Here is a 25,048-nt window from a genome sequence, read left to right as displayed (position 1 = left end):
ACGGCGGCAGAGAATCAGGTTCGCAGCGGTGGCGACGGGGGTCGTCCTGGCACTGACCGGCTTCACGACGAGCAGAGGCCACGGACACGGCCACAGCAGCCACGGCCACGGCGGCGGGTGCAGCAGTTCGAGTCAGGACCACGACAGCTCGTCCTCGACCGGCGGCACCACCGGATCGCGCTACCGCGACTACGACGACGATGACTACGACGACGACACCGCCACCAGCACCTCCGGCGGCAGTGGCTCGTCCAGCTCCGCGGCGCTCACGGACGCCTCGGTCCAGCTGGCCGACTGCGCGAAGCCGGGCAAGCCCTACGCGACCGTGGTCGTCGACAACCCGAACGCGACCGGCGGCCGTTTCACCGTCACGGTCGACTTCCTCGACGCGGGCTCCGACAAGGTGGAGGAGCGGACCGAGAAGGTGTACGTCGCCGCCCACGGCAGGACGAGCGTCGACGTCGACCTGTCCATCCCCGGCCTCGCGGCGAAGGTGGACCACTGCGACCCGGAGCCCTACGCACCGGCGGCCTGACCGCCGGGCCGCCCCCTGTCTGCGTCAGAGCAGGAAGCCCGCCCGCCCTCGCCGAACCGCCGCCCGCCCGCGTCGAACCGCCGTCCGCCCGTGTCGAACCGCCGCGGGCGTGACGGTTCAGCGGATGCGGGGGCGCGCGGCCGGCCGGCTCGTGAACAGCCTCGCCTGGTCCTCGCCGGGCAGGTTGCCCAGGGCGATGAGGTGCGGCGCCTGCGCGTAGGCCGGGGCGCGGGCCGCCTCCTTCGCGGCCCACAGCGCCCGCACGGTGCCCTGGACGCCGCCGGGCGGATACCCGGCGAGGACGGCGGCGCAGGCCGCGGCCGCCGACGCCGCGCCGCCCGGGTCGGTCACCTCGGAGACCAGGCCGATCTCGTGGGCGCGCCGCGCGGAGATCCGTTCCGCCGTGCCCATGAGCATCATCCGCGCGGCCTCCCCGTACGGCATGCGCTGTGCCATGAGCGCCGACTCGTAGGCGCTGACCATCCCGTAGGCGGTGTGGGGGTCGAAGAAGACGGCGTCGGCGCCCGCGACGAGGAACTCGCACTCGCCGAGCAGGTAGAAGGCGCCGCCGCAGGCCATGCCCTCCACGGCGGCGATCACCGGTTTCCACAGGTCGTTCGCCTTGGGGCCGACGGTGAGCAGCGGGTCGTCCTGCATGAAGGGCGAGGCGGGCTGCGGCACGACGGCGTCCCGGTCGATGCCGGTGGAGAACGCCCGCCCCCCGGCGCCGGTCAGGACGACGGCGCGCACCCGGTCGTCGAAGCGCAGCCCGAGCCACACATCGCGCAGTTCGGCGGCCGTGCCGAGGTCGACGGCGTTGAGCCGGTGCGGCCGGTCGAGGGTGACGACCGCGACGCCGGTGTCCTCGTCGACGTCGAGGCGCACGCTCACGGCCGCTCCAGGACCCAGCTGGGCAGCCCGTCGCCGTCGAAGACGGCCCGGACCCGGGCGCCGATCCGGACGCGGTCGGGGGGAACGGAGTCCAGGGCCGCTCCCGGGCCGCTCACCAGGTTGCCGACCAGCCGTATCCGGGGCGTCTCGGCCAGCTCGACGACGATCACGTTGTAGGGGGCGTGCGCCGCGTACTCCGGCAGCAGGGGCGGGTGCGGGACGACATAGGACCAGATCCGCCCGCGTCCCGACATCCGCCGCCACCGGCTCGCGAAGGACTGGCAGTGCGGGCAGCAGGGGCGGGGCGGGAACCGGGGTTCGCCGCAGTCGGCGCAGGCCTGGACGCGCAGCTCGCCGCGGGCGGCGTACCGCCAGAAGGGCGCGCCGTCGGGGTCGGTGACGGGGGTGAGCATCGGGGTCGGCTCCTCGCTCTCAGTTCCTGAGCAGCAGGGCGGAGGTCGGGACGCCCTCGCCGGCGGTGACGAGACAGGTCGCGGCGCCCGGCACCTGGGCGGTGCTGGTCCCGCGCAGCTGCTTGACGCCTTCGTTGATCAGGTTGAAGCCGTGCACGTAGGCCTCGCTCAGTCCGCCGCCGCCGGTGTTGACGGGCAGCCGTCCGCCGGTCTCCAGCGCGCCGCCCTCGGTGAAGGCGCCGCCCTCGCCGCGCCCGCAGAAGCCGTACCCCTCCAGGGAGAGCGGCACGAGGGGGGTGAACGCGTCGTAGATCTGGGCGACGTCGACGTCGGCGGGGGTGAGGTCGGCGTGCTTCCACAGGTGCGCGGCCGCGGCCCAGGCGGGGCCGGTGAGCGGGTCGTCGTTCCAGTAGTTGACCATGCCGTGGTGCTGGGCGGGCAGGCCCTGCGCCGCGGCGTGCACGTACACGGGCCGCTGCCGGCAGTCCCCGGCCCGTTCGCGGCCGACGACGACGCAGGCCAACGCCCCGTCCGTCTCCAGGCAGTTGTCGTAGAGGCACAGCGGTTCGCTGATCCAGCGGGCGTTCATGTACATCTCGCGGGTGAGCGGCCGTTCGTACATGATCGCCGCCGGGTTCTGGTTGGCCCGGTTGCGGCAGGCGAGGGCGACGTTGAAGAGGTGGTCGCGGGTCACGCCGTACTCGTGCATGTAGCGGCGGGCCAGCATGGCTATCTCGTCGGCGGGCCGCAGCAGCCCGAAGGGCCGGGTCCACTGGGCCGGGGTGGGCAGCTGGACGGCCGTGTTCGTCCACGGGCGCGGCCCGCTGCCCCGCTTGCGCGAGCGCCAGGCCACCCCCACCGTCGCCTGCCCGGCGGCGATCGCGGCGGCGAGGTGCGCGACGGTGGCGCACGAACCGCCGCCGCCGAAACCGACCTTGCTGAAGAAGGTGAGGTCGCCGAAGCCGACGGCCTTGGCCAGCTCGACCTCGTCCGTCTCCTCCATCGTGTACGAGGCGAGCGCGTCGACCTCGCCCGGCGCGATGCCCGCGTCGTCGAGGGCGGCGAGGACGGCCCGGCAGGCGAGCGTCTTCTCCGGCTCGGGGAGGTGCTTGGCGAACGGGGTCTGACCGATGCCGACGACGGCGGTCGCGTCCTTGAGGGTCACGCTGCGCGCACCTCCGCAATGCGTTGTGGCGGCTGACAGTCCGTCAGGCTACAGCTAATCTGACGGGTAGTCAGCTACCGGCGGGGAGGCGCGTGATGCGCGGTGACGTGGAGTGGGGCAGCATCCCGGGTCTGGTGCGCGCGGCGGCCGAGCGGTACGGCGACGCCGAGGCCGTGGCCGAGGGCCGCACCCGGATCTCGTACGCCGGACTCGGCGCGCGCGTGGAGCGCGCGGCGGCGGCCTGCCTGGCGGAGGGCGTCGAGCCGGGCGACCGGGTCGGCGTCTGGGCCCCGAACTCGCTCGACTGGATCGTCGCGGCGCTCGGCGCGGTGTCGGCCGGGGCGGTCCTGGTGCCGGTCAACACCCGCTTCAAGGGCGCCGAGGCGGCCGACGTGCTGCGCCGGAGCGGGGCCAGGCTGCTGTTCGTGACCGGCACGTTCCTCGGCGCCTCGTACGTGACGTCGCTGCGGCGAGCCGCCGGGGAGGGGCCCGGCGCGGGGCCCCTCGCGGGCCTGCCCGCGCTGGAACAGGTGGTCGTGCTGTCCGACGACGCCCCGGCCGGCTTCCGCACCTGGAAGGACTTCCTCGCGAGCGGGGACGGCGTGGGGCGGGCCGCGGTCCGCCGGCGCGCGGACGCGGTGCGCGGGGACCAGCCCTCGGACATCGTCTTCACCTCGGGCACGACGGGCCGCCCCAAGGGCGCGGTGATCACGCACGCGCAGACCCTGCGGGCGTACGGCGTCTGGACCGACCTGGCGGGGCTGCGGCGCGGCGACCGCTACCTGATCGTCAACCCCTTCTTCCACACCTTCGGCTACAAGGCGGGGGTGATCGCCTGTCTCATGCGGGGCGCGACGATGATCCCGCAGCCCGTGTTCGACGTGGACGCCGTGCTGGCCCACGTGGCCTCGGAACGGGTCTCGGTGCTGCCCGGCCCCCCGACGCTCCACCAGTCCCTCCTGGACCACCCCGCCCGCCGCCAGTACGACCTCTCGGCGCTGCGGCTGGTGGTGACCGGCGCGGCGGTGGTCCCGCTGCGCCTGGTGGAACGGCTGCGGGACGAACTCGGCGTGGCGACGGTGCTGACGGCGTACGGGCTGTCGGAGGCGAGCGGCATCGTCACGATGTGCCGGCGGAGCGACGCGCCGGGCGTCGTCGCCGCCACCTCGGGCCGGGCGATCCCGGGCACCCGGGTGAAGGTGGTCGACGACCGCGGCGCCGAACCCGCCCCGGGCCTGCCCGGCGAGGTCCTCGTGCGGGGCTTCAACGTGATGCGCGGCTACTACGAGGACCCGGCGGCCACCGCGCAGGCCCTGACCCCGGACGGCTGGCTGCGCACCGGGGACGTCGGCGTCCTGGACGCGGCGGGCAACCTGCGCATCACCGACCGGATCAAGGACATGTTCATCGTCGGCGGCTTCAACGCCTACCCGGCGGAGATAGAGCAGCTCCTCGGGCTGCACCCGGACGTGGCCGACGTGGCCGTCGTCGGCGTCCCCGACCCCCGCCTGGGCGAGGTGGGCCGGGCGTACGTCGTCCGGCGGCCGGGCGCGGTGACGACGGCCGACGACCTGATCGCCTGGGCCCGCCGCGAGATGGCGAACTACAAGGTGCCGAGATCGGTGAGCTTCGTCCCCGGCCTGCCCCGCAACGCGAGCGGCAAGGTCATGAAGGGGGAGCTGCGGGAACCTTGAAGGACATCACCGCAAGGGGTGACAAGGGCAGAATTCCGCCCGACGGATTAATGCTTGCGTTAATTTCCGTGGCAGGGCTCCATGGGAAGTGGTTCTGGTCGCCGAAGTGGCGACGTGGTTCGAGGCCTTGGCGCAGTCCGATCCAGCCGGTGCGAGGCAGGTTGAAGTCGCTGTGGACACCTTGGCGGACGACGGTCCGACCCTCGGCCGTCCCCTGGTCGACCGGATCAAGGGATCGGAGTGGCACCACATGAAGGAGCTGAGGCCCGGCTCGTCGGGCCGGACCGAGATTCGCATCCTCTTCGCCTTCGACACCGTGCGTCGCGCCGTTCTCCTGGTCGCGGGAGACAAGGCCGGAGACTGGAGCGGTTGGTACGACGTCAACGTTCCGATCGCCGAGAAGCGCTACCAGGACCACATCACCGAGCTGGACACGAGGGAGTACGAATGAGCAGCGTCGGCTGGGAGGAAGTCAAGAGGAGGATTCACGAGCAGCAGCGGGCCGCCGGGATCCCGGTGATGACACCGGAGGAGAAGCAGGAAGCGAAGGACCGCCTCCTCGCCGAGGTCAGGGCCTGCAAACTCGCTGAACTGCGCCGCGAGCAGGACCTCACGCAGCGGGACATCGCCGACTCGATGGGGGTGTCCACGCCTCGGATCTCGGCGATCGAGCACGGTGAGATCGACCGCACGGAGGTCGCCACCCTGCGCTCCTACGTGCGGGCACTGGGGGCGAGTTGCGGGTCGTCGCGGACTTCGGGGACACGCAGTACACCGTGGCCTGAGCCGGGCCCCGTCCCGGTCGCCCGCACGCCTCGGCCGCGGCGGCGCCCCCTCCGCGCCGCCGCGGCCGATCCCCCTCGGGTGTGGCTCGTGTCAGGCCTTCGGTCAGGCCTTCTCGTCGGTCGCGTGGAAGTCGGCCGGCTTGTTCAGCGGCTCGGTGGTGGCGTGGAAGTCCTGGGTGGTGAGGTCCTCGCCCGCCGCCTGCGCGGCCGGCCGGGACTCGGCGACGACCGCCGGGGCCTCCGCCTTCTCGCTGGTGGCGTGGAAGTCGGCGGGCTTGACGGTGCCGGTGTTGTCGGCCATGAAGTGACTCCTGGGAGATCGAGCGTGACGGAATGACGGAACGGATGGGGGCGGGCCCCGCCCGGCAGTACCCCCGTGGATCGCCGGGCGGGTCCCGCACGGCCGTTCACCTTAGGCGGCGTCCCGTGGCCTGATCCACAAGACCCCTCCCGGCTGCGCGGCCGTCGCACCGAGCCGTCTGCCCCCCGACGCGACGGTCCGGCCCGACTGACAGTGCCGCACGGCGATAAACGAACGATGAACGCCCTCGCACGGCTCCTCAGCCGACCGGCGCCGACGCCAGCAGCGAGCGCACGTCCGCCGCCTCGGGCGACTTCAGCGCCTCGAACGCCGCCAGCGCCTCCTGCCAGCACACCCGGGCCCGGTCGAGCTGGCCGACGCCGTGCAGGCCCCGGCCGAGGGCGGTCAGGACGTTGGCGCGCCGCCACTCCCCGCCGATGCCGTGCAGGACGGCCAGGGCCTGCTCCGCGCAGGCGGCGGCGCGGGCCGGGGCGTCGTCGGCGAGATGCAGCTCGGCGAGCCGGAAGAGCGTCATGCCGTGCCACAGCCGCTGCCGGGCGTCCTGGAACATGCCGAGCGCGTCGGTCAGCGCCTCCAGCGCCAGCGCGCTCTCCCCGGCGCTGGTCAGCGCCAGCCCCAGCGCGTACTTGCCGTTGGCCAGGCGCAGCGCCATGCCGGTGTCGTCGCGCTCGTACAGGGTGACGCCCTGCCGGGCCAGCGAGACGGCGCTGTCGATGCGGCCGGTCGCCAGGTGCACCCGGGACAGGTTGCACAGCGCGCTGGCCTCGCCCGGCGCGTTGCGGTCGGCGCGGAACGCGGCCAGCGCCTCGGTGAGATGCCGCTCCGCCTCGGCGTGCCGGCCGGTGTAGAGGGCGAGGATGCCCTGCTGGTTGGGCGCCTGCGCGCAGACCACCGGGTCCCCGGCGGCCAGGCCCAGCTTCAGCGCGGCGGCCGCCTCCCGGTCCGACTCGGCGAACTGTCCGGAGACGCCCAGGATGTGACTGTGCATCAGCCGGGCGCGGCCTTCCGCGTGGGGGTCCCCGGTCCGCTGGGCGGCCGTGACCACCGCGGTGGCCGCCCGCACGTACTGGCGCGAGCTGCTCCCCGACTCCCCGAGGTCGACGGCGGCGAGGAGCAGGTCGGCCGCGCGCCGCAGCATGCCCGCCGTGCCGGCCTGCTGCACCGCCGCGAGCAGTCCGCTGGCCTCGGCGAACAGCCAGTCCAGCGCCCGGCCGCGGTCGGGGAACTCCAGGCCGGGGTAGCTGCCGCGGCTGAGATGGTCCAGCACCCGCTCCCCGGGCCGCTCGATCGCGTAGACGCCCGTCGCGGTCGCCAGGTAGAAGTCCAGCAGCCGCGACATCGCGGCCTCCGTCCCCCGCTGTCCGGCGGGCGCACCCGCGGCGGCCGGCTCCTCGTCGCGCTCCGCGCAGGCCCGCGCGTACAGCCGCACCAGGTCGTGGTACCGGTAGCGGCCGGGGGCCGCGGACTCCAGCAGGGAGGTGTCCACCAGGGACTCCAGCAGGTCCTCGGCCTCCTCCGGCGGCAGGTCCAGGACGGCGGCGGCCGCGGCGAGGGAGACGTCCGGGCCGTCGGCCAGGCCCAGCAGCCGGAACGCGCGCGCCTGGGCCGGCTCCAGCGCGCCGTAGCCCAGTTCGAAGGTCGCCTTCACGGCGAGGTCGCCGGCCTGGAGCTCGTCCAGTCTGCGCCGCTCGTCGGCGAGCTTGGCCGCCAGCACCGACACCGTCCAGGTGCGGCGGGCCGCGAGCCGGGACGCCGCGATGCGGATGGCCAGGGGCAGGAAGCCGCAGGCCGCGACCACGTCCAGGGCGGCCTCGCGCTCCGACGCCACCCGCTCCTCGCCGACGATGCGGGTGAACAGGGCCAGCGCCTCGTCCGGGGACATCACGTCCAGGTCGACGAGATGGGCGCCCGCGAGATCCACCATCCGCACCCGGCTGGTGACCAGTGCCGCGCAGCCCTCGGTGCCGGGCAGCAGCGGCCGCACCTGCGCCGCGTCCCTGGCGTTGTCGAGCAGCACCAGCACCCGGCGTCCGTCCAGCACCGAGCGGTACAGCGCCGCGCGTTCCGCCAGTGAGTCCGGCACCGCCGAGTCGGGCGTGCCGAGCGCCCGCAGGAACGAGCCCAGCACCGTCTCCGGGTCGGCCGCCCGCGCGCCGGCCCCCTGGAGGTCGACGTACAGCTGCCCGTCGGGGAAGGCCGAGCGCGCCCGGTGCGCGATGTGCACGGCGAGGGTCGTCTTGCCGACGCCGCCGATCCCGGCCAGCGCCGACACGGCCATGACCCGGCCCGTCCCGTCGCCCCCGCCGGGCCCGGAGGCCGCCGCCAGCACCTCGCTCAGCTCCCGCACGAACGACGAGCGCCCGGTGAAGTCGGGGACGGTCGCGGGCAGTTGGGCGGGCCGCACCTGCGCCACCGTGGACTGCTCGGCGGGCGCGGACGGCTCGGCCAGCTCCGGGTCGGCCTGGAGGATGCGGCGCTGGAGCTCGCGCAGACCCGCGCGCGGGTCCACCCCCAGCTCCTCCGCCAGCAGCCGCCGGGTGTCCGCGTACACCGCGAGCGCCTCCGCCTGCCGCCCGCTGCGGTACAGCGCCAGCATCAGCAGCTCGCGCAGCCGCTCGCGCAGCGGGTGCGCGGCCGTCAGGGCCGTCAGCTCCGAGACGGCCTCCGCGTGGCAGCCCTGCTCCAGGTCCATGTCCAGGCGGGCCTCCAGCAGCCCGAGCCGCCATTCCTCCAGCCGGACGCGCTGGGCCTCCGCGTACGGCCCGGGGACGCCGGCCAGCGCCTCGCCGTCCCACAGGCCCAGCGCCCGGTTCAGCACCTCGCGGGCCCGGCCGAGGTCGCCGGCGGCCCTGGCCTTCTCCGCGTCGGCCGCGAGTTCCTGCGCCACCGCCAGGTCCAGGGCGCCGTCGCCGAGCCCGCGCACCGCGTACCCGCCCGACTCGCTCACCAGGACGCGCGGGTCCAGCGCCTTGCGCAGCCGGGAGGCGTACGTCCGCACCGCGGCCAGCGCCTGGGAGGGAGGGTCCTCGCCCCACAGGGCGTCGATCAGCTCGGCGGCCGTGGCGGTGCGGCCCTCGCGCAGCAACAGGGCCGCCAGCAGGGCGCGTTGCTGGGGGGATCCGGTGGCGAGCTGTTCCTCGCCGCGCCGGGCGCGCACCGGGCCGAGCACGTCGAAGCGCAGCGCGGCCGGCTCCCCGGGGGGACCGGGGCGCCTCTGCTGCGGCACACGTGGGCCGCCGTGCTCTGCGCGGTCGTCCATCAGGGCTCCCCTTAGGCATCCGAAGTACCAGCCCAGTTTGCCCTGTCCGCGCCAAGTGCGTCAGCTGCGCGAGACGCCGATCACAGCGCGGCTCACGGGAGTTCACCGGCCCCTCACAGGATCGGCGCGCACATCCGGTCGCAGTCGATCACCGCCTGCCGCCGCACGTTTGCTGACGGACCGTCAGATCAGCGCTACCGTGCCCCCATGGACACCTCAGCGACCGCCTCGCCCGCCGCCCCGCCGGCCCCCGCGCCGCTCCCGCCGATCATCTCCGTCGACGACCACACCGTGGAGCCGGCCACCGTCTGGCAGGACCGTCTGCCCAAGAAGTACCTCGACGCCGGACCCCGCGTCGTCCGGGCCCCGCTGAAGGAGATGACCTTCCTCGGCGGCCGCTTCAAACCCGTCATGGGCGAACCCGGCGACGACGGCCCGATCGGCGACTGGTGGGTCTACGAGGACCTGCGACGCCCCCTCACCCGCCTGGACACCGCCGTCGGCTTCAGCAGGGACGAGATCAAGCTGGAGGTCATCACCTACGAGCAGATGCGCCCGGGCTCCTACGACGTCCCCGCCCGCCTCGCCGACATGGACGTCAACCACGTCCAGTCCGCCGTCTGTTTCCCCACCTTCCCGCGCTTCTGCGGCCAGACCTTCACCGAGGCCGCCGACCGCGAGCTGGGCCTGCTGTGCGTGCGCGCGTACAACGACTGGACGGTGGAGGAGTGGTGCGGCCCCGAAGCCCGCGGCCGGCTGATCCCGCTCACCCTCGTCCCGCTGTGGGACGCCGAACTGGCGGCCGCCGAGGTCCGGCGCAACGCCGCCCGCGGGGTGCGCGCGGTCGCCTTCTCCGAGATACCCCCGCACCTGGGCCTGCCGTCCGTGCACACCGACTACTGGGACCCCTTCCTCGCCGCCTGCGACGAGACCGGCACCGTCGTCGCCATGCACATCGGCTCCAGCAGCCGGATGCCCTCCACCTCCGCCGACGCCCCGCCCGCCGTCGGCTCCACCATCACCTTCGCCAACTGCTGCTTCTCCATGGTCGACTGGCTGATGAGCGGCAAGTTCGAGCGCTTCCCCCACCTGAAGGTGATGTACGCGGAGGGCCAGATCGGCTGGATCCCCTACATCCTGGAGCGGGCCGACGTGGTGTGGGAGGAGAACCGGGGCTGGGGCGGCGTCGCGGACAAGGTGCACCGGCCGCCCTCCGAACTGTTCGCCGACCACGTCTACGGCTGCTTCTTCGACGACGCCTTCGGGCTGCGCAACCTCGACTCCGTGGGCGTCGGCAACGTCCTGTACGAGACCGACTACCCGCACTCCGACTCCACCTGGCCGAAGTCGCGGGAGGTCGGCGAGGCGCAGATGGGCCACCTGGCCCCGGACGTGGTGGAGCGCATCGTCCGGGGCAACGCGATCGACCTGCTCGGGCTGACCGAGGACGGCCTCTGGAGCCCCCGATGAGCCTCGCCTACGGCATCCAGCTGCCGGTTCAGTCCCGGTCGACGATGTTCGCCGAACCCTGGGAGGCCGACGCGGGCCCCGCCGACCTCGTCGAGATCGCCCGCGCCGCCGACCGGTCCGGCTTCGCCTACGTCGCCGCCTGCGACCACGTGGCGATCCCGCGCCGGCTGGCCGACGCCATGAGCACCGTCTGGTACGACCCGGTGGCCACCCTCTCCCACGTCGCGGCCGTGACGACCCGCGTCCGCCTGCTCAGCCACGTCGCCGTCGTCGGCCTGCGCCACCCCCTGCTCACGGCCAAGCAGTACGCCACCCTCGACCATCTCAGCGGGGGCCGCCTCGTCCTCGGCGTCGGCGCGGGGCACGTGCGCGAGGAGTTCGAGGCGCTGGGCGCGGACTTCGAGCGGCGCGGCGCGGTCCTGGACGAGACGATCGACGCCCTGCGCGCCGCCCTCGGGCCCGACGAGTTCCCCGCCCACCACGGGAAGACGTACGACTTCGAAGGGCTCGGCCAGCGGCCCCGCCCCGCCCAGGCCCGCGTCCCCCTCTGGGTCGGCGGCTCCTCCCCGGCCGCCGTGCGCCGCGCCGCGCTCAAGGGCGACGGCTGGCTCCCCCAGGGCGACCCGAGGGACCGGCTGCCCGCACAGATCGAGCGCATCCGCCGGCTGCGCGCCGAGGCCGGGATCGAGGAGCCGTGCACGATGGGCGCCATCACCGAGCCCCTCTACGTCGGCGCGCCCGCCTGGGACGTGGGCCGCCGCACCCTCACCGGCCCGCCGCAGGCCCTCGCCGAGTCCCTGCGCGCCTACCCGGCGATGGGCGTGGACCAGATCCAGATCCGTTTCCGCTGCCGGACCCGCACCGAACTCACCGACCAGATGGCCGCGTTCGGGGCCGAGGTGGCGCCGTTGCTGTAGGGACCGCCCACTCCCGTGGACCGGACCGGACCGGACCGGGGCGGGGCGGGGCGGGGCGGTCCCGCACTCTCCCGCCGGACGGCTCTCCTCACGTCCGGGACGGTTTCCTCCCGCCGAAGAGCCATGCGTCGAAGAGGCCGGTCAGGTCCTTCCCGGACGTCGCCTCGCACAGGGCGACGAACTGCCGGGTGTCGGCGTTGCCGTGCCGGTGCCGGCGGGTCCAGGTGCGCAGGATGCCGAAGAACGTCTCGTCGCCGACGGCCTCGCGCACCTTGTGCACGACCATGGCGCCGCGGCCGTAGACGGGCGGATCGGAGACGAGGGCCGCGCTGGGCGGGTCGGCCGGGGGGAAGGCCCAGATGCCCTTGCTCTCGGGGTCCGTGCCGTCGTAGAAGTCGTCGAAGATCTCGCCGGCGCTTCTGCCCCCCTGGTCCTCCTCCCACAACCACTCCGCGTAGGTGGCCAGGCCCTCGCTGAGCCACATGTCCTTCCACCTGCGCGGGGTGACGGAGTTGCCGAACCACTGGTGCGCCAGCTCGTGCACGAGCAGAGCCTCGTCCGGGGCCTCGCCGAAGTAGGGCCTGGTCTGCGTCTCCAGGGCGTAGTCCAGCTCGGGCAGGTGGTCGACGACGGCGCCGGTGGAGGAGAAGGGGTAGGGGCCGAACCGTTCGCCGCCCCAGCCGACGATCTCGGCCACGAGAGCCGCGACGTCACCGGCCTCCGCCGGCTCGGCGGGGTCGACGGCGACGTAGACGGGCAGTCCGTCGTCGGTCGAGGACTCGGCGGCGTCGAAGTGGCCGACGGAGACGTGGGCGACATAGCCGGCCATGGGCTCCGCGGTGCGCCAGTGCCGGGTCACCGTCTTCCCGTCGTCCCGCTCCGCGACCAGAGTGCCGTTGGAGACCACGTCGTAGGGATCGCCGTCCGCGTCCTTGGGCACGGTGACCGTGATGTCGTACGTCGCCTTGTCCGAGGGGTGGTGGTTGCCCGGGAACCAGGTCATGGAGCCGGTCGGCTCTCCCAGCGCCGTCGCGCCGTCATCGGTCTCGATCCAGCCCTCCAGACCGCCTTCGTCTCCTTCGTCTCCTTCGTCGCCTCCGAGCGTGCGCGGGGTGCCGTCGTAGGTGACGACGGTCTCGAAGGTCTCGCCCTTCCTGAGCGCCTTCGCGGGTGTGACCAGCAGCTCGTCGGCGCTGCGCCGGATCCGGGCTTCGGCGCCCCGCACCCTGGCGGTGCGCACCCGCAGCCCCGACAGGTCGAGGTCGAACCGGCTCAGGTCCTGGGTGGCCCGCGCGGTGATGACGGCCGTGCCCTTCAGACGGTTGGTCTCGGGCACGTAGTCCAGGGTCAGCCCGTAATGGGCCACGTCGTATCCGCCGTTGCCGAGCCCCGGGAACAGCCGGTCGCCCACGCCCGCCGCACCGGGCCGCGGCCCCCCGCCCGCGCCGCCGTTCCCCGGTGCGGAGCCGGTGCAGGACGTGGTCACGGCCAGGAGGAGGGCGGTGGCCGGAACCCAGCCGCGCCGCCGCCCGGAGGCAGCCGGCCGGGACCGGCGGCCCTTCACCGCGGGAGGTTTCATGTCGTGTCCCTCGTCGGAGGCGGGGTTGCGGTACGTCAGAAAGACGGAACGGCCCTTTGGTTGCCTCGCGAGCGGCACAAAGTCCGGATCGGGTCGTTCGTGAGGCCCGCGGTATCTGACGTATCGTCAGATGGAGCGCTACGATGCTCAGCTCCAGTGATGCGATGCGAAGGGGTTCGGCATGGGCAAGCTCGACGGACGCGTCGTTCTCGTGACCGGCGCCGCGCGCGGCCAGGGGGAGCAGGAGGCCCGGCTGTTCCGGGCGGAGGGCGCCGAGGTGGTGGTCGCCGACGTCCTGGACGAGCAGGGCGTGGCCCTGGCCGAGGAGATCGGCGCCCTGTACGTGTCGCTCGACGTCGGCAGCGAGGAGTCGTGGCAGGCGGCGGTGGGCGCCGTGCGGGAGGCGCACGGCCGGATCGACGGCCTCGTCAGCAACGCCGGCATCCTGCGCTTCAACGCCCTGACCGACACGCCGCTCGACGAGTTCATGCAGGTCGTGCGGGTCAACCAGGTGGGCTGCTTCCTCGGTGTGAAGACGGTCGCGCCGGTGATGGCCGACGGCGGCACCATCGTCAACACGGCGTCGTACACCGCGGTGACCGGGATGGCGGCCGTGGGCGCGTACGCGGCGAGCAAGCACGCCATCCTCGGCCTCACCCGGGTCGCGGCCCTGGAACTCGCGCCCCGCGGCATCCGGGTCAACGCGGTGTGCCCCGGCGCGGTCGACACCGCCATGTCCAATCCCTCCCTGCTCGACCCGGACGCGGACCGGGAGGAGAGCGCGAAGGCCGTCGACGGGCTGTACCGCAAGCTCGTGCCGCTCGGCCGCATCGGCCGGCCCGAGGAGGTCGCCCGGCTCGCGCTCTTCCTCACCTGCGACGACTCCTCCTACATCACCGGCCAGCCGTTCGTGATCGACGGGGGCTGGCTGGCCGGGGTCAGCATCATCTGAGGGAGCGTCAGCTATTGACCCTCCGTGCGACGGGTGCGACAGTCGGGCCATCGATCTGACGCCCCGTCAGAAACAGCGGAACTCCAGAACCGGGGACGGTGAACCTCCTTGGAATTCGGGCTCTTTGTACAGGGATACGTGGGCAAGCGCGGCGAGACCGACCCGCTCGCCGAGCACAAGGCGCTGATGGAGGAGACCGAGTACGTCATCCAGGCGGACAGGTCCGGCTTCAAGTACGCCTGGGCCTCCGAGCACCACTTCCTGGAGGAGTACTCGCACCTCTCCGCCAACGACGTCTACCTCGGCTACCTCGCCCACGCCACCGACCGCATCCACCTCGGCTCGGGCATCTTCAACCCGCTCGCGCAGGTCAACCACCCGGTCAAGGTGGCCGAGAAGGTCGCCATGCTCGACCACCTCACCGGCAACCGCTTCGAGTTCGGCTCCGGCCGCGGCGCCGGCTCGCACGAGATCCTCGGCTTCCTCCCCGGCATCACCGACATGAACCACACGAAGGAGATCTGGGAGGAGACCATCGCCGAGTTCCCCAAGATGTGGCTCCAGGACGAGTACGCCGGCTTCCAGGGCAAGCACTGGCAGCTGCCGCCGCGCAAGATCCTGCCGAAGCCGTACGGGAAGTCGCACCCGGCGATGTGGTACGCGGCCGGCTCGCCCCCGTCGTACGCGATGGCCGCGAAGAAGGGCCTCGGGGTGCTGGGCTTCAGCATCCAGAAGGTGTCCGACATGGAATGGGTGCTGGAGCAGTACAAGACGGCCGTCGTGAACGCCGAACCCATCGGCGACTTCGTCAACGACAACGTGATGGTGACGACGACGGCGATCTGCGCGCCCACCCACGACGAGGCGATCCGGATCGCCGTCGAGGGCGAGCTGCACTACCTGCCGTCCCTGGTGTTCCGCTACCACGACACCTTCCCGCGCCCCGAGGGCTTCCCCGTCTGGCCGGAGACGCTGCCCGAGTACAACGCCGAGTTCGTCGAGCTGCTCATCGAGGAGGAGCTGCTGATCTGCGGCGACCCGGACGAGGTGACCCGCCAGTGCAAGCGGTGGGAGCAGGCCGGGGCCGACCAACTGTCCTTCGGGCTGCCGGTCGGCGTGCCCAAGGAGGAGACGCTCCAGACGATCCGGCTGATCGGGGAGCACGTCATCCCGAAGATCGACACCGATCCCGTGCACCGGACCACCCGGTTCCGGCAGGGCGCGTAGTCGCCGTCGCGGTCCGCGGTCCGCGGGCGCGCCGTCGCCGCCGGGGTGCGGGCCGGTGCGCGGCCGCGAACCCGTCGTGGCCGGTCGCGCCCGCGCGGCAGCGGAGTTGAGGAGGATCTCCCATGCTCGATCACGTCATCAGGGGCGCGACCGTCGTCGACGGGACGGGCGCGCCCGCGGTCGTCGCCGACGTCGGGATCCGTGACGGGCGGATCGCCGTCGTCGGCACGGTCGCCGAGGAGGCCCGCGGCACCGAGGACGCCGCCGGGCTCGTCCTCGCGCCCGGCTTCGTCGACCCGCACACCCACTACGACGCCCAGCTCTTCTGGGACCCGTACGCCACCCCCTCGCTCAACCACGGCGTCACCACCGTCGCCGCCGGGAACTGCGGCTTCACGCTCGCCCCGCTGCACCCCGGCCGCCCCGAGGACGCCGACTACACGCGCCGCATGATGTCCAAGGTGGAGGGCATGTCCCTCGTCGCGCTCGAGGAGGGCGCGCCCTGGAACTGGCACGGCTTCGGGGAGTACCTCGACGCCCTCGAAGGGCGCATCGCCGTCAACGCCGGGTTCATGGTCGGGCACTGCGCCCTGCGCCGGTACGTGATGGGACCGGACGCGATCGGCGGACAGCCCAGCGAGGAACAACTGGGGCGGATCGTGGAGCTGTTGCACGAGGCGATGGACGCGGGGGCGTGGGGCTTCTCCACCACCCAGTCGTCCACCCACTCCGACGGCGACGGCCGGCCGGTCGCCTCCCGGCACGCCCTTCCCGACGAGCTGCTGGCGATGTCGCGGGCCGTGGGCGAGCACGAGGGCACCCAGATAGAGGCCATCGTCGCCGGCTGCCTGGACCAGTTCAGCGACGCCGAGATCGACCTGCTCGTCGACATGAGCGCGGCGGCCGGACGGCCCCTGAACTGGAACGTCCTCACCGTCGACGCGGCCGTCCCGGAGCGGGTCCCCCGGCAGCTCACGGCGAGCGAACGGGCCCGCAAGGCGGGCGGCAGGGTCGTGGCGCTCACCATGCCCATCCTCACCCCGATGAACATGTCCCTGGGCACGTTCTGCGCCCTGAACCTGATCCCCGGCTGGGGGCCGGTCCTGAGCCTGCCCGTCGCGGAGCGCATCGCGCGACTGCGCGACCCGGCCGTGCGCGCCGAGATGCTGCGGCGGGCCGACTCCCGGGAGGCGGGCGTCTTCCGGCGGCTCGCCGACTTCGGCCGGTACGTCGTCGGCGACACCTACAGCGCGGCCAACGAGGGCCTCACCGGCCGGGTCGTCCGGGACGTCGCCGCCGAACGCGGCCTCGACCCGTTCGCCTGCCTGGTCGAGATCTGCGCGGCCGACGAACTGCGCACGGTCCTGTGGCCGATGCCCACGGACAACGACCCCGACTCGTGGGCCCTGCGCGCGCGGACCTGGAGTCACGAGGACGTCCTGCTCGGCGGCTCCGACGCCGGCGCGCACCTGGACCGCATGTGCGGCGCGCCCTACACGACCCGCTTCCTGGGCGACTGCCTGCGCGGCCGGAAGCTGGCCGGGCTGGAGGAGGCGGTGAAGATGCTGACCGACGACCCGGCGCGGCTGTTCGGCCTGCGGGAACGGGGCCGGATCCGGGAGGGCTTCCACGCGGACCTGGTCCTGTTCGACCCCGAGCGCATCGACGCGGGCAAGGCCACCCTGGTGCACGACCTGCCCGGCGGCAGCCCGCGGCTGGACTCCCGGGCGATCGGCGTGCGGGCCGTCTGGGTCAACGGCGTGGCCGTCATCCGCGACGACGCGGTGACGGGCGCGGTGCCGGGACGGGTGCTGCGCTCGGGCCGCGACACCCGCACGGTGAGCACCGCGTGAGCCGGGAACCGGCCGGCGGGCAGCGGCTGTTCGTGGACGGGGCGTGGGTGGAGCCGGACGGCGGCCACTACGAGGTCGTCGACCCGGCGACCGAGGGGACCGTCGGCCGGGCGCCGGAGGCCTCGCCGGACCAGGTGCGGGCGGCCTGCGCCGCGGCCCGCGAGGCGTTCGGCCCGTGGTCGCGCACCCCGCCGCGGGAGCGGGCGGCCGTGCTGGCCCGGGCGGCCGACCTCATCCGGGGCCGGCTCGTGCCGTACGCCGAACTCGCGCAGGCGGAGAGCGGTGCCACCTCCGCGACCGCGCGGGCGATGCAGGTCGGGGTGGCCGCGGCCCGCCTCCGCCGGTACGCGCGCGTGGAGCCCGCCGAGTGGCCGATCGCTCCGCAGATCAACGAGGCCGTCGGGGGCGCCTCGCACGCCCTTCAGGCCGCGGGGGCGGGCAAGGAGGGCGTCATGGGCGCGCTGGCCGTGCGCCAGCCGGTGGGTGTCGTCGCCTGCGTCACCTCGTACAACAATCCGTGGGCGAACCCGGCGGGCAAGGTCGCGCCCGCCCTCGCCATGGGCAACACGGTGGTCGTGAAACCGGCCCCGCAGGACCCCCTGTCCGTCTACCGGATGGCGGAGGCGCTCGAGGAGGCGGGCGTCCCGCGCGGGGTCGTCAACGTCCTGTCCGGGCGCGCGGTCGCGGTCGGCGAGACGGCGGTGTCCTCGCCGGACGTCGACATGGTGAGCTTCACCGGTTCGACGGCCGTCGGGCAGCGCATCGCCGAGGTGTGCGGGCGGCAGATGAAACGCCAGCTGATGGAGCTGGGCGGCAAGGGCGCCGCGGTCGTCCTGGACGACGCGGACCTGGCCTCGGCGGTGGCCGGCATCGGCACCACGTTCTCCTTCTACAGCGGCCAGATCTGCACGGCGCCCACGCGGGTGCTGGCGCAGCGCGGGGTGTACGACCGACTCGTGGATCAACTCGCCGCGTACGCACGCCGGTTGAAGGTGGGCGATCCGCGGGAGGCGGAAACGGTCGTCGGCCCGGTGATCTCGGCCGCCCACCGGGACCGGGTGGAGTCCTACGTCGAACTCGGCCGCAAGGAGGGCGCGGTGGTCGTCGCGGGCGGTGAACGCCCGCCGTTGGAGCGGGGCTTCTACGTCGCCCCGACCGTCCTCGCCGACTGCACCAACGACATGCGGGTGGCCCGTGAGGAGATCTTCGGCCCGGTGGTGGTCGTCGTCCCCTTCGACGACGAGGAGGAGGGCGTCGCCCTCGCCAACGACAGCGACTACGGCCTCATCGACTACGTGTGGTCCGGGGACGTGGCGAAGGCGTTCCGGGTGGCACGGCGGCTGCGGGCCGGCGGCGTCGGGATCAACACCGTGGGCCGCAACATGGAGGCGCCGTTCGGCGGCTTCAAGAAGAGCGGGGTGGGCCGCGACGTCGGCTCATACGCGCTGCACGCGTACAGCGAGGTGCAGGCGATCGTCTGGCCGGGGTGAACCGCGACCGGACGGCGGGCCCTGCGCCGGGCCCGCCGGTGCTCACAGGTCGAGCACGGCACGCAGTCCGATCTCGACGGCCTCCATGACCCGCTCGCCCACCGGGCCCAGATCGTCGGTGAACCGAACGGCGGACAGGGTCCGGAACTCGCCGAGCACGATCGTGCCGACCGAGGGCGAGTCCACGGGGATGTCCACGAGGGTCGCCTCCCGTACCTGCTGGGGGTAGACGAGCACGCACGTCGCCGACTTGTGCTGGGCGTTGAGCGTGTCGGAAGAGATCACCAGCGCGTGGGCCGGCCCTCCGGCGAAGGACAGCGCGTAGACATGGCCACGTTTCACCGGCCTGCCACCCGGCCCCAACGCTCCAGGGTCGCCTCTTCGCTCTCGGCCGGCTCAGCGGCGGTCGTCACGATTCCGGCCTCCGCGCGCAGCCGCCCGGACCTGCCCAGCTCCTCGGCGAGCATCTGCCGACGCAGTATGCGGGCCGTGTACGCGGAGGCGTTGCCCTTGGCCTTCACGAAGGCCGCCACGTCGTCGGGCAGGCTCATCGTCATGTTCACCGTCATGCCGTCATCATACGGTTCTCATGGTGACCGTCATCTCTCCCCGTCCAGGTCCACCCGCACGGTGAGCAGTCCCGTCCCGAGCGCCCGTACCGCCGTGCTGTTGGCGCGGGGCAGGGTGCGCAGGCGGGCGACCGGGTCGTCCTCGGGCATCAGGTGGGCCGTCCCGGCGTGCCACCGTCCGTGGATGCGCACCCGCACCCGCGGATCGGCCTGGATGTTGCGGACGTACTGCGAGCGCTCCCCGAACTCCGAGACGAGCCAGAACGCGTCGCCGACGCGGCGGCCGCCCAGCGGGGTGCGCCGGGGCCGGCCGGAGACGCGGCCGGTGGTCTCCAGGAGGGTGTGGAACGGCAGCCGGCGGGTCAGTGGGTTGGCGAGGTACCGCTGGAAGGCGGTGGTCGCACGGAAGCGGAGGTCGCTGGAACGGGCCATGGTCCGGGGGGCTCCTTCGGACAGGGGTGTCGTGCCCATGCTCCCCGACGCCGTCGGTGAACCGGCAGCGGGCTGCCGCCTCCGCCCCCGCCCCCGCCCCCGCCAAGGCCCGCCCCCGCCAGGACCCCGGCAGCGGCCTGGCGGGGCCTGGACTCCGGGCGGCTGTTAGCCTCCCGGGGTTCAGGACCGATGATCGAGGAGACGGGGGAGCCGATGGCCGCCGGGCCGGGCCGGATCGCGGGGGCGGCGCTGTGCGCCGTCATGCTGCTGGCGGGCTGTGCGTCGGGCTCCGGCGCGGACGCCCCCACCAGCCACCCCACCCAGGACACGACCATCGCCGCCGAGGTCGGCGAGCGCTTCACGCTCTCCGTGCCGGAGAACGCCTCCACCCGCGAGCACTGGTCCGTCGTCGCGCCGCGGCCGGACGCCTCGGTGGTCCGCACCGCCGGCCGGCGCTACGAGTCCGCCGACGACGGGAAGTCGGTCGGCGGCGGCGGCACGCTCGTCCTCACCTTCGAGGCCACGGGCGCGGGCAGCACCGGGATCACGCTGCTGCACTGCACGTTCCCCACGGCCGGGGCGGCGGCCTGCGGCGGCGGCGCGAGCCCGTCCGCGACCCCGCCGCCCGAACCGGAACGGCGCACCTACCGGGTCACCGTGCGCTGACGGCCGCAAAGTCACCGCCGGGCCGCACTCGTGGTCACGATCTCGACGGCGGTCTGCAGCGGTGTCCCGGCGTGCCCGAGCAGCGCCCGGGTGACGGCGATCGCCGCGATGACGCCCACCCGGCGCTCGGCCAGGAACGTCTGGACGGCCTCCATCCCCTCCCGTTCGAGGACCGGGCGGCACTCCTCGACCAGCGCGGTCAAGCGCGCGGCCTCCTCGGGGCGCAGCCCGCCCATGTGGTCGAACACGATCTCCACCTCCCCTGCCGGGCCCACCGGGCCTCCCGTGCGGTCAGGGCGGTTGCCGTGCCCGGGGCCCGCCGGCGCCGGCGTCGGCGTCATCGTAGACGGGACGCACGAGGGGGCGCCGACCGTCGGCGCTCTCGCTCCGGAACCCTCCGAAGTGAATGCCGACCAGTCGGTATGGACACGTGCCGCGTCTCCCGGTACAGATGAGGGCGTCGCCCGCGACGACGCCGTCGACGAAGCCGTACGCAGTGAAAGGGCCGCCCATGCGCATCGCCGTCACGATCTTCCTCACCGACGAGACGATCACCCCCACCCGCCTCGCCCGTGAGCTGGAGGAACGCGGGTTCGCCGGGCTCTATCTGCCCGAGCACACGCACATCCCGGTCGAGCGCACCACCCCCTACCCGGCCGGCGGCGACCTGCCCCGCGAGTACGGCCGCACCCTGGACCCCTTCGTCGCCCTCGGGCAGGCGGCGGCCGTGACGCGCACGCTCGGGCTGGGCACCGGCATCACGCTCGTCGCCCAGCACGACCCGATCGACCTGGCCAAGCAGATCGCGACCGTGGACCACCTCTCCGGCGGACGGCTCACCCTCGGCCTCGGCTACGGGTGGAACGTCGAGGAGGCCGCCGACCACGGCGTCCAGTGGCGGACCCGGCGCGAGCTGGTCCGCGACCGGATGCGGCTGATGCGGGCCCTGTGGGCGGACGAACCGACCGCGTACGAGGGCGAGTTCGGCAGCGTGCGGGCCAGCACGGCGTATCCCAAGCCCGTGCAGAAGCCGCGCGGCCCGGTCAGCGGCCCCCGCACCCTGATCGGCGGGGCCGCCGGACCCAAGCTGTTCGCCCACATCTGCGAGTACGCCGACGGCTGGCTGCCGATCGGCGGCCGCGGCCTGTCCGAGTCGCTGCCCGTGCTGCGCGCCGCCTGGGCGGACGCGGGCCGCGATCCGTCCGCCCTCCAGATCGTGCCGTACGCCGTCCACCCGTCCCCCGGCAAGCTCGCGCACTACGCGGAGCTGGGCATCGAGGAGGTCGTGGTGCAGCTGCCGCCGGCGGGCGAGGCGGAGATCCTGGAGCTGCTCGACGGGTTCGCCCCCTTCCTCTAGGCAGCGGCGCCGGGCGTGGTACCGGGGGCGGCTCCGGGGCGGCGCCGGTGCCGGTCGGTCGCGTCGGCGGGCGCGCCCCTCGGCGGGAATCGGTGATCGTATGCTCGAAGGATGACGACTCCCGCGAGTTCCGGTACCGGCCCCGGCCCGACCCCCGGCCCGTCCGGCGGCCCCACCGAGAACGCCATGCGGCGCGCCCTCAAACGGGCCCGGGACGGCGTCGCGCTCGACGTCGGCGAGGCGGCCGTGCTGCTCCAGGCGCGCGGCGAGGCGTTGCGCGACCTGGCCGCCTCCGCCGCCCGGGTGCGCGACGCCGGCCTGGAGGCGGCCGGCCGGCCCGGCGTCATCACCTACTCGAAGAGCGTCTTCATCCCCCTCACCCGGCTGTGCCGGGACAAGTGCCACTACTGCACCTTCGTGACCGTTCCCGGCAAGCTGCGCCGCGCCGGACACGGGATGTTCATGTCGCCCGACGAGGTGCTCGACATCGCCCGCAGGGGCGCGGCCCTCGGCTGCAAGGAAGCCCTCATCACTCTCGGCGACAAGCCGGAGGAGCGGTGGCCCGAGGCCCGGGAATGGCTCGACGCGCACGGCTACGACGACACCATCGCCTACGTCCGCGCCGTCTCCGTCCGCATCCTGGAGGAGACGGGACTGCTCCCGCACCTCAACCCGGGCGTGCTCTCCTGGACCGACTTCCAGCGCCTGAAGCCGGTCGCGCCGTCCATGGGCATGATGCTGGAGACGACCGCGACCCGGCTGTGGTCCGAGCCCGGCGGCCCGCACCACGGCAGCCCGGACAAGGAACCGGCCGTCCGGCTGCGCGTCCTGGAGGACGCCGGCCGGTCCTCCGTCCCCTTCACCTCCGGGATCCTGATCGGCATCGGCGAGACGTACGAGGAGCGGGCCGAGTCGCTGTTCGCGCTGCGCAAGGTCTCCCGCGCCTACCACGGCGTCCAGGAGCTGATCATCCAGAACTTCCGCGCCAAGCCGGACACCGCCATGCGCGGCATGCCGGACGCCGAACTCGACGAGCTGGTCGCCACGGTGGCCGTCGCCCGGCACATCATGGGCCCCTCAGCCTGCCTCCAGGCCCCGCCCAACCTCGTCGACAGCGAGTACGGGCGGCTGATCGGCGCGGGCGTCGACGACTGGGGCGGGGTCTCCCCGCTCACCATCGACCACGTCAACCCCGAGCGCCCCTGGCCGCAGATCGAGGAACTCGCCGAGAAGTCCGCCGCGGCCGGCTTCGAGCTGCGCGAACGGCTGTGCGTGTACCCGGAGTTCGTCGGGCGCGGCGAACCGTGGCTGGACCCGCGGCTGCTGCCGCACGTGCGCGCGCTGGCCGACCCGGAGACGGGACTGGCCCTGCCGGACGCCGTCGTCGAGGGCCGCCCCTGGCAGGAGCCGGAGGAGGTGTTCGTGCCGTCGGGCCGCACCGACCTGCACCGCACGATCGACACCGAGGGCCGCACCTCCGACCGGCGCGACGACTTCGACGAGGTGTACGGCGACTGGGGGGCGCTGCGCGAGGCCGCCGCCCCCGGCATGGTCCCGGAGCGCATCGACACCGACGTACGCCAGGCCCTCGCGACCGCCGCCGACGACCCGGCGAGGCTCACCGACGACGAGGCGCTCGCCCTGCTCCACGCGGACGGCCCCGCCCTGGACGCCCTGACCCGCGTCGCGGACGACGTGCGCCGCTCGGCCGTCGGCGACGACGTCACCTACATCGTCACCAGGAACATCAACTTCACCAACGTCTGCTACACGGGCTGCCGTTTCTGCGCGTTCGCGCAGCGCCGCACCGACGCCGACGCCTACACCCTCTCCCTCGACCAGGTCGCCGACCGCGCCCAGCAGGCGTGGGAGCTGGGCGCGGTGGAGGTCTGCATGCAGGGCGGCATCCACCCGGACCTGCCCGGCACCGCCTACTTCGACATCGCGAGGGCGGTGAAGGAGCGCGTCCCCGGCATGCACGTGCACGCCTTCTCGCCGATGGAGGTGGTCAACGGCGCGAGCCGCACCGGCCTGTCGATCCGCGAGTGGCTGATCGCGGCGAAGGAGGCGGGGCTCGACTCCATCCCCGGCACGGCGGCCGAGATCCTCGACGACGAGGTCCGCTGGGTGCTGACCAAGGGCAAGCTGCCGACGGCGACCTGGATCGAGGTCGTCACGACGGCGCACGAGGTCGGGCTCCGGTCGTCCTCGACGATGATGTACGGCCATGTCGACCAGCCCCGGCACTGGCTCGGCCATCTGCGCACCCTCGCCGGCATCCAGCAACGCACGGGCGGATTCACGGAGTTCGTCACGCTGCCGTTCATCCACACCAACGCGCCGGTGTACCTGGCGGGCATCTCCCGTCCCGGCCCGACCATGCGGGACAACCGGGCGGTGACGGCGATGGCCCGCCTCTTGCTGCACCCGCACATCCCCAACATCCAGACCAGCTGGGTCAAGCTGGGCGCCGAGGGCGCGGCGGAGATGCTCCGCTCGGGGGCCAACGACCTGGGCGGCACGCTCATGGAGGAGACGATCTCGCGGATGGCGGGCTCGTCGTACGGCTCCTACAAGTCGGTCAAGGACCTGGTCGCCGTCGCCGGTGCGGCGGGCCGCCCGGCCCGGCCGCGCACCACGCTGTACGGGGAGGTGCCCGAGGAGCGGCGACGGGCCGCGTCGGCGTCGGACGGGCATCTGCCGGAACTGCTGCCGGTGCTGGACTGAGGGACGGCCCTGCGGGATCCCCACAGTACGATGATCGGACCCCTCGTGGTCGTGGGGTCCCGTAGCTGAGGAGATGCGTGCCCGTGCCTGCCCGACGGCTTCCCTCCTGGGCCTGGGTCACCGGCCTGACCGCCGGTGCGATCGCCGCCGTCGTCGCGCTGACGGCGCAGGCCCAGAACGGCCCGCACCCGACGGCGTCGGCGGTGAAGTCCCCCAAGGCCCCGGCGTCCGCGAGCGCGAAGCCGTCGGGCGCGCCCAAGCCGTCCGCCCCCGCACAGGCCGCCCCGGTCCCCGACCGGTCGGGCACCGGCCGCCGGGTCGTCTACTCGCTGGGGCAGCACCGCGTCTGGCTGGTCGACGCGGACGACACGGCCCGCCGCACCTTCACCGTCTGGCCCGGCACGGTGAACCCGGCCGTCGGCGCCTACACGGTGTCGGTGCGCAAGGACGCCGTCACCGGCTCCGACGGCGTGGCCATCGAGCACGTCGTCTACTTCTCCGCCGCCTCGGGCGTGAACATCGCCTTCTCCAACGCCGTCGACGGCTCCTCCCCGCCCCCGGCCGCCGCGGGCGCGCAGACGGGCGGCATCCGGATGCCCAAGGCCGACGGCGCGGCGCTGTGGGCGTTCGGCGAGACGGGAACGAAGGTCAGGGTCGTCGACTAGGGCCGGTCGTTCGGCTCACCGCGCGGACGCGGGGGCCGGCCGGCACGTACGTCCGCGGCGCCGGTCACCGGCCAGGTGGA

The 25,048-nt window shown here is 73.7% G+C and carries 23 protein-coding genes and 1 pseudogene; 14 read left to right on the top strand and 10 right to left on the bottom strand.

Annotated features, from left to right (window positions below; translation table 11 throughout):
* The first annotated feature begins 28 nt into the window (after positions 1-28).
* Complete coding sequence (locus OG802_RS15480) at positions 29-535, top strand: hypothetical protein (protein ID WP_329411070.1); 507 nt, start codon at positions 29-31, stop codon at positions 533-535.
* A 117-nt stretch (positions 536-652) separates the two neighbouring features.
* Here OG802_RS15480 and OG802_RS15475 read toward each other — a convergent pair whose 3' ends face one another.
* The 3 genes from OG802_RS15475 to OG802_RS15465 are packed head-to-tail and all read right to left on the bottom strand — an operon-like array spanning position 653 to position 3,004.
* Positions 653-1,426, bottom strand: a complete 774-nt coding sequence (locus OG802_RS15475; RefSeq protein ID WP_329411069.1) for an enoyl-CoA hydratase/isomerase family protein — start codon at positions 1,424-1,426, stop codon at positions 653-655.
* Positions 1,423-1,839 (bottom strand): Zn-ribbon domain-containing OB-fold protein, encoded by a 417-nt coding sequence (locus OG802_RS15470; RefSeq protein WP_329411067.1) that lies wholly within the window; start codon positions 1,837-1,839, stop codon positions 1,423-1,425. Before OG802_RS15470 ends, OG802_RS15475 begins: the two co-directional genes overlap by 4 nt.
* A gap of 19 nt (positions 1,840-1,858) precedes the next feature.
* A complete protein-coding gene (locus OG802_RS15465; protein ID WP_329411066.1) occupies positions 1,859-3,004 on the bottom strand; it encodes a lipid-transfer protein in 1,146 nt (381 codons plus the stop codon).
* A 95-nt stretch (positions 3,005-3,099) separates the two neighbouring features.
* On the opposite strand from OG802_RS15465, the gene OG802_RS15460 reads away from it, so the two are divergent.
* The 3 genes and pseudogenes from OG802_RS15460 to OG802_RS15450 form a co-directional block, all read left to right on the top strand.
* Complete coding sequence (locus OG802_RS15460; RefSeq protein ID WP_329411065.1) at positions 3,100-4,698, top strand: FadD3 family acyl-CoA ligase; 1,599 nt, start codon at positions 3,100-3,102, stop codon at positions 4,696-4,698.
* 88 nt (positions 4,699-4,786) lie between these two features.
* Positions 4,787-5,149: a type II toxin-antitoxin system RelE/ParE family toxin gene (locus OG802_RS15455; protein WP_329411064.1), complete on the top strand. Its 363-nt coding sequence runs from the start codon at positions 4,787-4,789 to the stop codon at positions 5,147-5,149.
* Positions 5,146-5,376 (top strand): annotated as a pseudogene (locus OG802_RS15450) (helix-turn-helix domain-containing protein); the annotation flags it as partial. The gene OG802_RS15455 and the pseudogene OG802_RS15450, both read left to right, overlap by 4 nt.
* A gap of 210 nt (positions 5,377-5,586) precedes the next feature.
* On the opposite strand, the gene OG802_RS15445 reads toward OG802_RS15450, so the two are convergent.
* On the bottom strand, positions 5,587-5,784 hold the full coding sequence (locus OG802_RS15445) for a hypothetical protein (protein ID WP_329417649.1): 198 nt from the start codon (positions 5,782-5,784) through the stop codon (positions 5,587-5,589).
* A 259-nt stretch (positions 5,785-6,043) separates the two neighbouring features.
* A complete protein-coding gene (locus OG802_RS15440; protein WP_329411063.1) occupies positions 6,044-9,064 on the bottom strand; it encodes an AfsR/SARP family transcriptional regulator in 3,021 nt (1,006 codons plus the stop codon).
* 207 nt (positions 9,065-9,271) lie between these two features.
* On the opposite strand from OG802_RS15440, the gene OG802_RS15435 reads away from it, so the two are divergent.
* Together OG802_RS15435 and OG802_RS15430 are read left to right on the top strand one after the other, a co-directional pair.
* On the top strand, positions 9,272-10,534 hold the full coding sequence (locus OG802_RS15435; protein ID WP_329411062.1) for an amidohydrolase family protein: 1,263 nt from the start codon (positions 9,272-9,274) through the stop codon (positions 10,532-10,534).
* A complete protein-coding gene (locus OG802_RS15430; protein ID WP_329411060.1) occupies positions 10,531-11,451 on the top strand; it encodes an LLM class F420-dependent oxidoreductase in 921 nt (306 codons plus the stop codon). Before OG802_RS15435 ends, OG802_RS15430 begins: the two co-directional genes overlap by 4 nt.
* An 88-nt stretch (positions 11,452-11,539) precedes the next feature.
* Here OG802_RS15430 and OG802_RS15425 read toward each other — a convergent pair whose 3' ends face one another.
* Entirely contained in the window at positions 11,540-13,030 is a 1,491-nt protein-coding gene (locus tag OG802_RS15425; RefSeq protein WP_329411058.1) for a M1 family metallopeptidase, read from the bottom strand.
* Positions 13,031-13,211: 181 nt separating this feature from the next.
* Here OG802_RS15425 and OG802_RS15420 point away from each other — a divergent pair, with 181 nt between their 5' ends.
* The 4 genes from OG802_RS15420 to OG802_RS15405 all read left to right on the top strand — a co-directional run bounded on the left by OG802_RS15420 (position 13,212) and on the right by OG802_RS15405 (position 18,552).
* Entirely contained in the window at positions 13,212-13,982 is a 771-nt protein-coding gene (locus OG802_RS15420; RefSeq protein WP_329411056.1) for an SDR family NAD(P)-dependent oxidoreductase, read from the top strand.
* 108 nt (positions 13,983-14,090) lie between these two features.
* Positions 14,091-15,209 carry an LLM class flavin-dependent oxidoreductase gene (locus tag OG802_RS15415; protein ID WP_329411054.1) on the top strand — a complete coding sequence of 373 codons (1,119 nt, stop codon included), beginning with the start codon at positions 14,091-14,093 and terminating at the stop codon, positions 15,207-15,209.
* Positions 15,210-15,331: 122 nt separating this feature from the next.
* Positions 15,332-17,062, top strand: a complete 1,731-nt coding sequence (locus OG802_RS15410) for an N-acyl-D-amino-acid deacylase family protein (RefSeq protein WP_329411052.1) — start codon at positions 15,332-15,334, stop codon at positions 17,060-17,062.
* Positions 17,059-18,552, top strand: a complete 1,494-nt coding sequence (locus tag OG802_RS15405; RefSeq protein WP_329411051.1) for an aldehyde dehydrogenase family protein — start codon at positions 17,059-17,061, stop codon at positions 18,550-18,552. Before OG802_RS15410 ends, OG802_RS15405 begins: the two co-directional genes overlap by 4 nt.
* 42 nt (positions 18,553-18,594) lie before the next feature.
* Here the strand turns inward: OG802_RS15405 and OG802_RS15400 are convergent, their stop codons facing one another.
* From OG802_RS15400 to OG802_RS15390, 3 genes are read right to left on the bottom strand one after another with little or no spacing between them, the layout of a single operon-like run.
* Positions 18,595-18,894, bottom strand: a complete 300-nt coding sequence (locus OG802_RS15400; protein WP_329411049.1) for a type II toxin-antitoxin system PemK/MazF family toxin — start codon at positions 18,892-18,894, stop codon at positions 18,595-18,597.
* Complete coding sequence (locus OG802_RS15395; protein ID WP_329411047.1) at positions 18,891-19,121, bottom strand: hypothetical protein; 231 nt, start codon at positions 19,119-19,121, stop codon at positions 18,891-18,893. The genes OG802_RS15400 and OG802_RS15395 overlap by 4 nt, the downstream gene beginning before the upstream one ends.
* A gap of 30 nt (positions 19,122-19,151) precedes the next feature.
* Complete coding sequence (locus OG802_RS15390) at positions 19,152-19,553, bottom strand: nitroreductase/quinone reductase family protein (protein ID WP_329411045.1); 402 nt, start codon at positions 19,551-19,553, stop codon at positions 19,152-19,154.
* Positions 19,554-19,742: 189 nt separating this feature from the next.
* Here OG802_RS15390 and OG802_RS15385 point away from each other — a divergent pair, with 189 nt between their 5' ends.
* Positions 19,743-20,219 carry a protease inhibitor I42 family protein gene (locus tag OG802_RS15385; RefSeq protein WP_329411044.1) on the top strand — a complete coding sequence of 159 codons (477 nt, stop codon included), beginning with the start codon at positions 19,743-19,745 and terminating at the stop codon, positions 20,217-20,219.
* A gap of 11 nt (positions 20,220-20,230) precedes the next feature.
* Here the strand turns inward: OG802_RS15385 and OG802_RS15380 are convergent, their stop codons facing one another.
* Positions 20,231-20,494 carry a hypothetical protein gene (locus tag OG802_RS15380; RefSeq protein WP_329411042.1) on the bottom strand — a complete coding sequence of 88 codons (264 nt, stop codon included), beginning with the start codon at positions 20,492-20,494 and terminating at the stop codon, positions 20,231-20,233.
* 236 nt (positions 20,495-20,730) lie between these two features.
* Between OG802_RS15380 and OG802_RS15375 the strand changes: the two genes are divergently transcribed.
* From OG802_RS15375 to OG802_RS15365, 3 genes are all read left to right on the top strand, one after another.
* Entirely contained in the window at positions 20,731-21,576 is an 846-nt protein-coding gene (locus OG802_RS15375; protein ID WP_329411041.1) for an LLM class F420-dependent oxidoreductase, read from the top strand.
* A gap of 111 nt (positions 21,577-21,687) precedes the next feature.
* Positions 21,688-24,303, top strand: coding sequence for a bifunctional FO biosynthesis protein CofGH (locus OG802_RS15370; protein WP_329411039.1), 2,616 nt, complete (start codon positions 21,688-21,690; stop codon positions 24,301-24,303).
* A 77-nt stretch (positions 24,304-24,380) separates the two neighbouring features.
* On the top strand, positions 24,381-24,968 hold the full coding sequence (locus OG802_RS15365; protein ID WP_329411038.1) for a hypothetical protein: 588 nt from the start codon (positions 24,381-24,383) through the stop codon (positions 24,966-24,968).
* Positions 24,969-25,048 lie beyond the last annotated feature (80 nt).

The sequence above is a fragment of the Streptomyces sp. NBC_00704 genome (assembly GCF_036226605.1).
Lineage (GTDB): Bacteria > Actinomycetota > Actinomycetes > Streptomycetales > Streptomycetaceae > Streptomyces.
The sequence above is the reverse complement of the archived record's forward strand: the minus strand, read 5'-3'. Positions and strand labels throughout refer to the sequence as shown.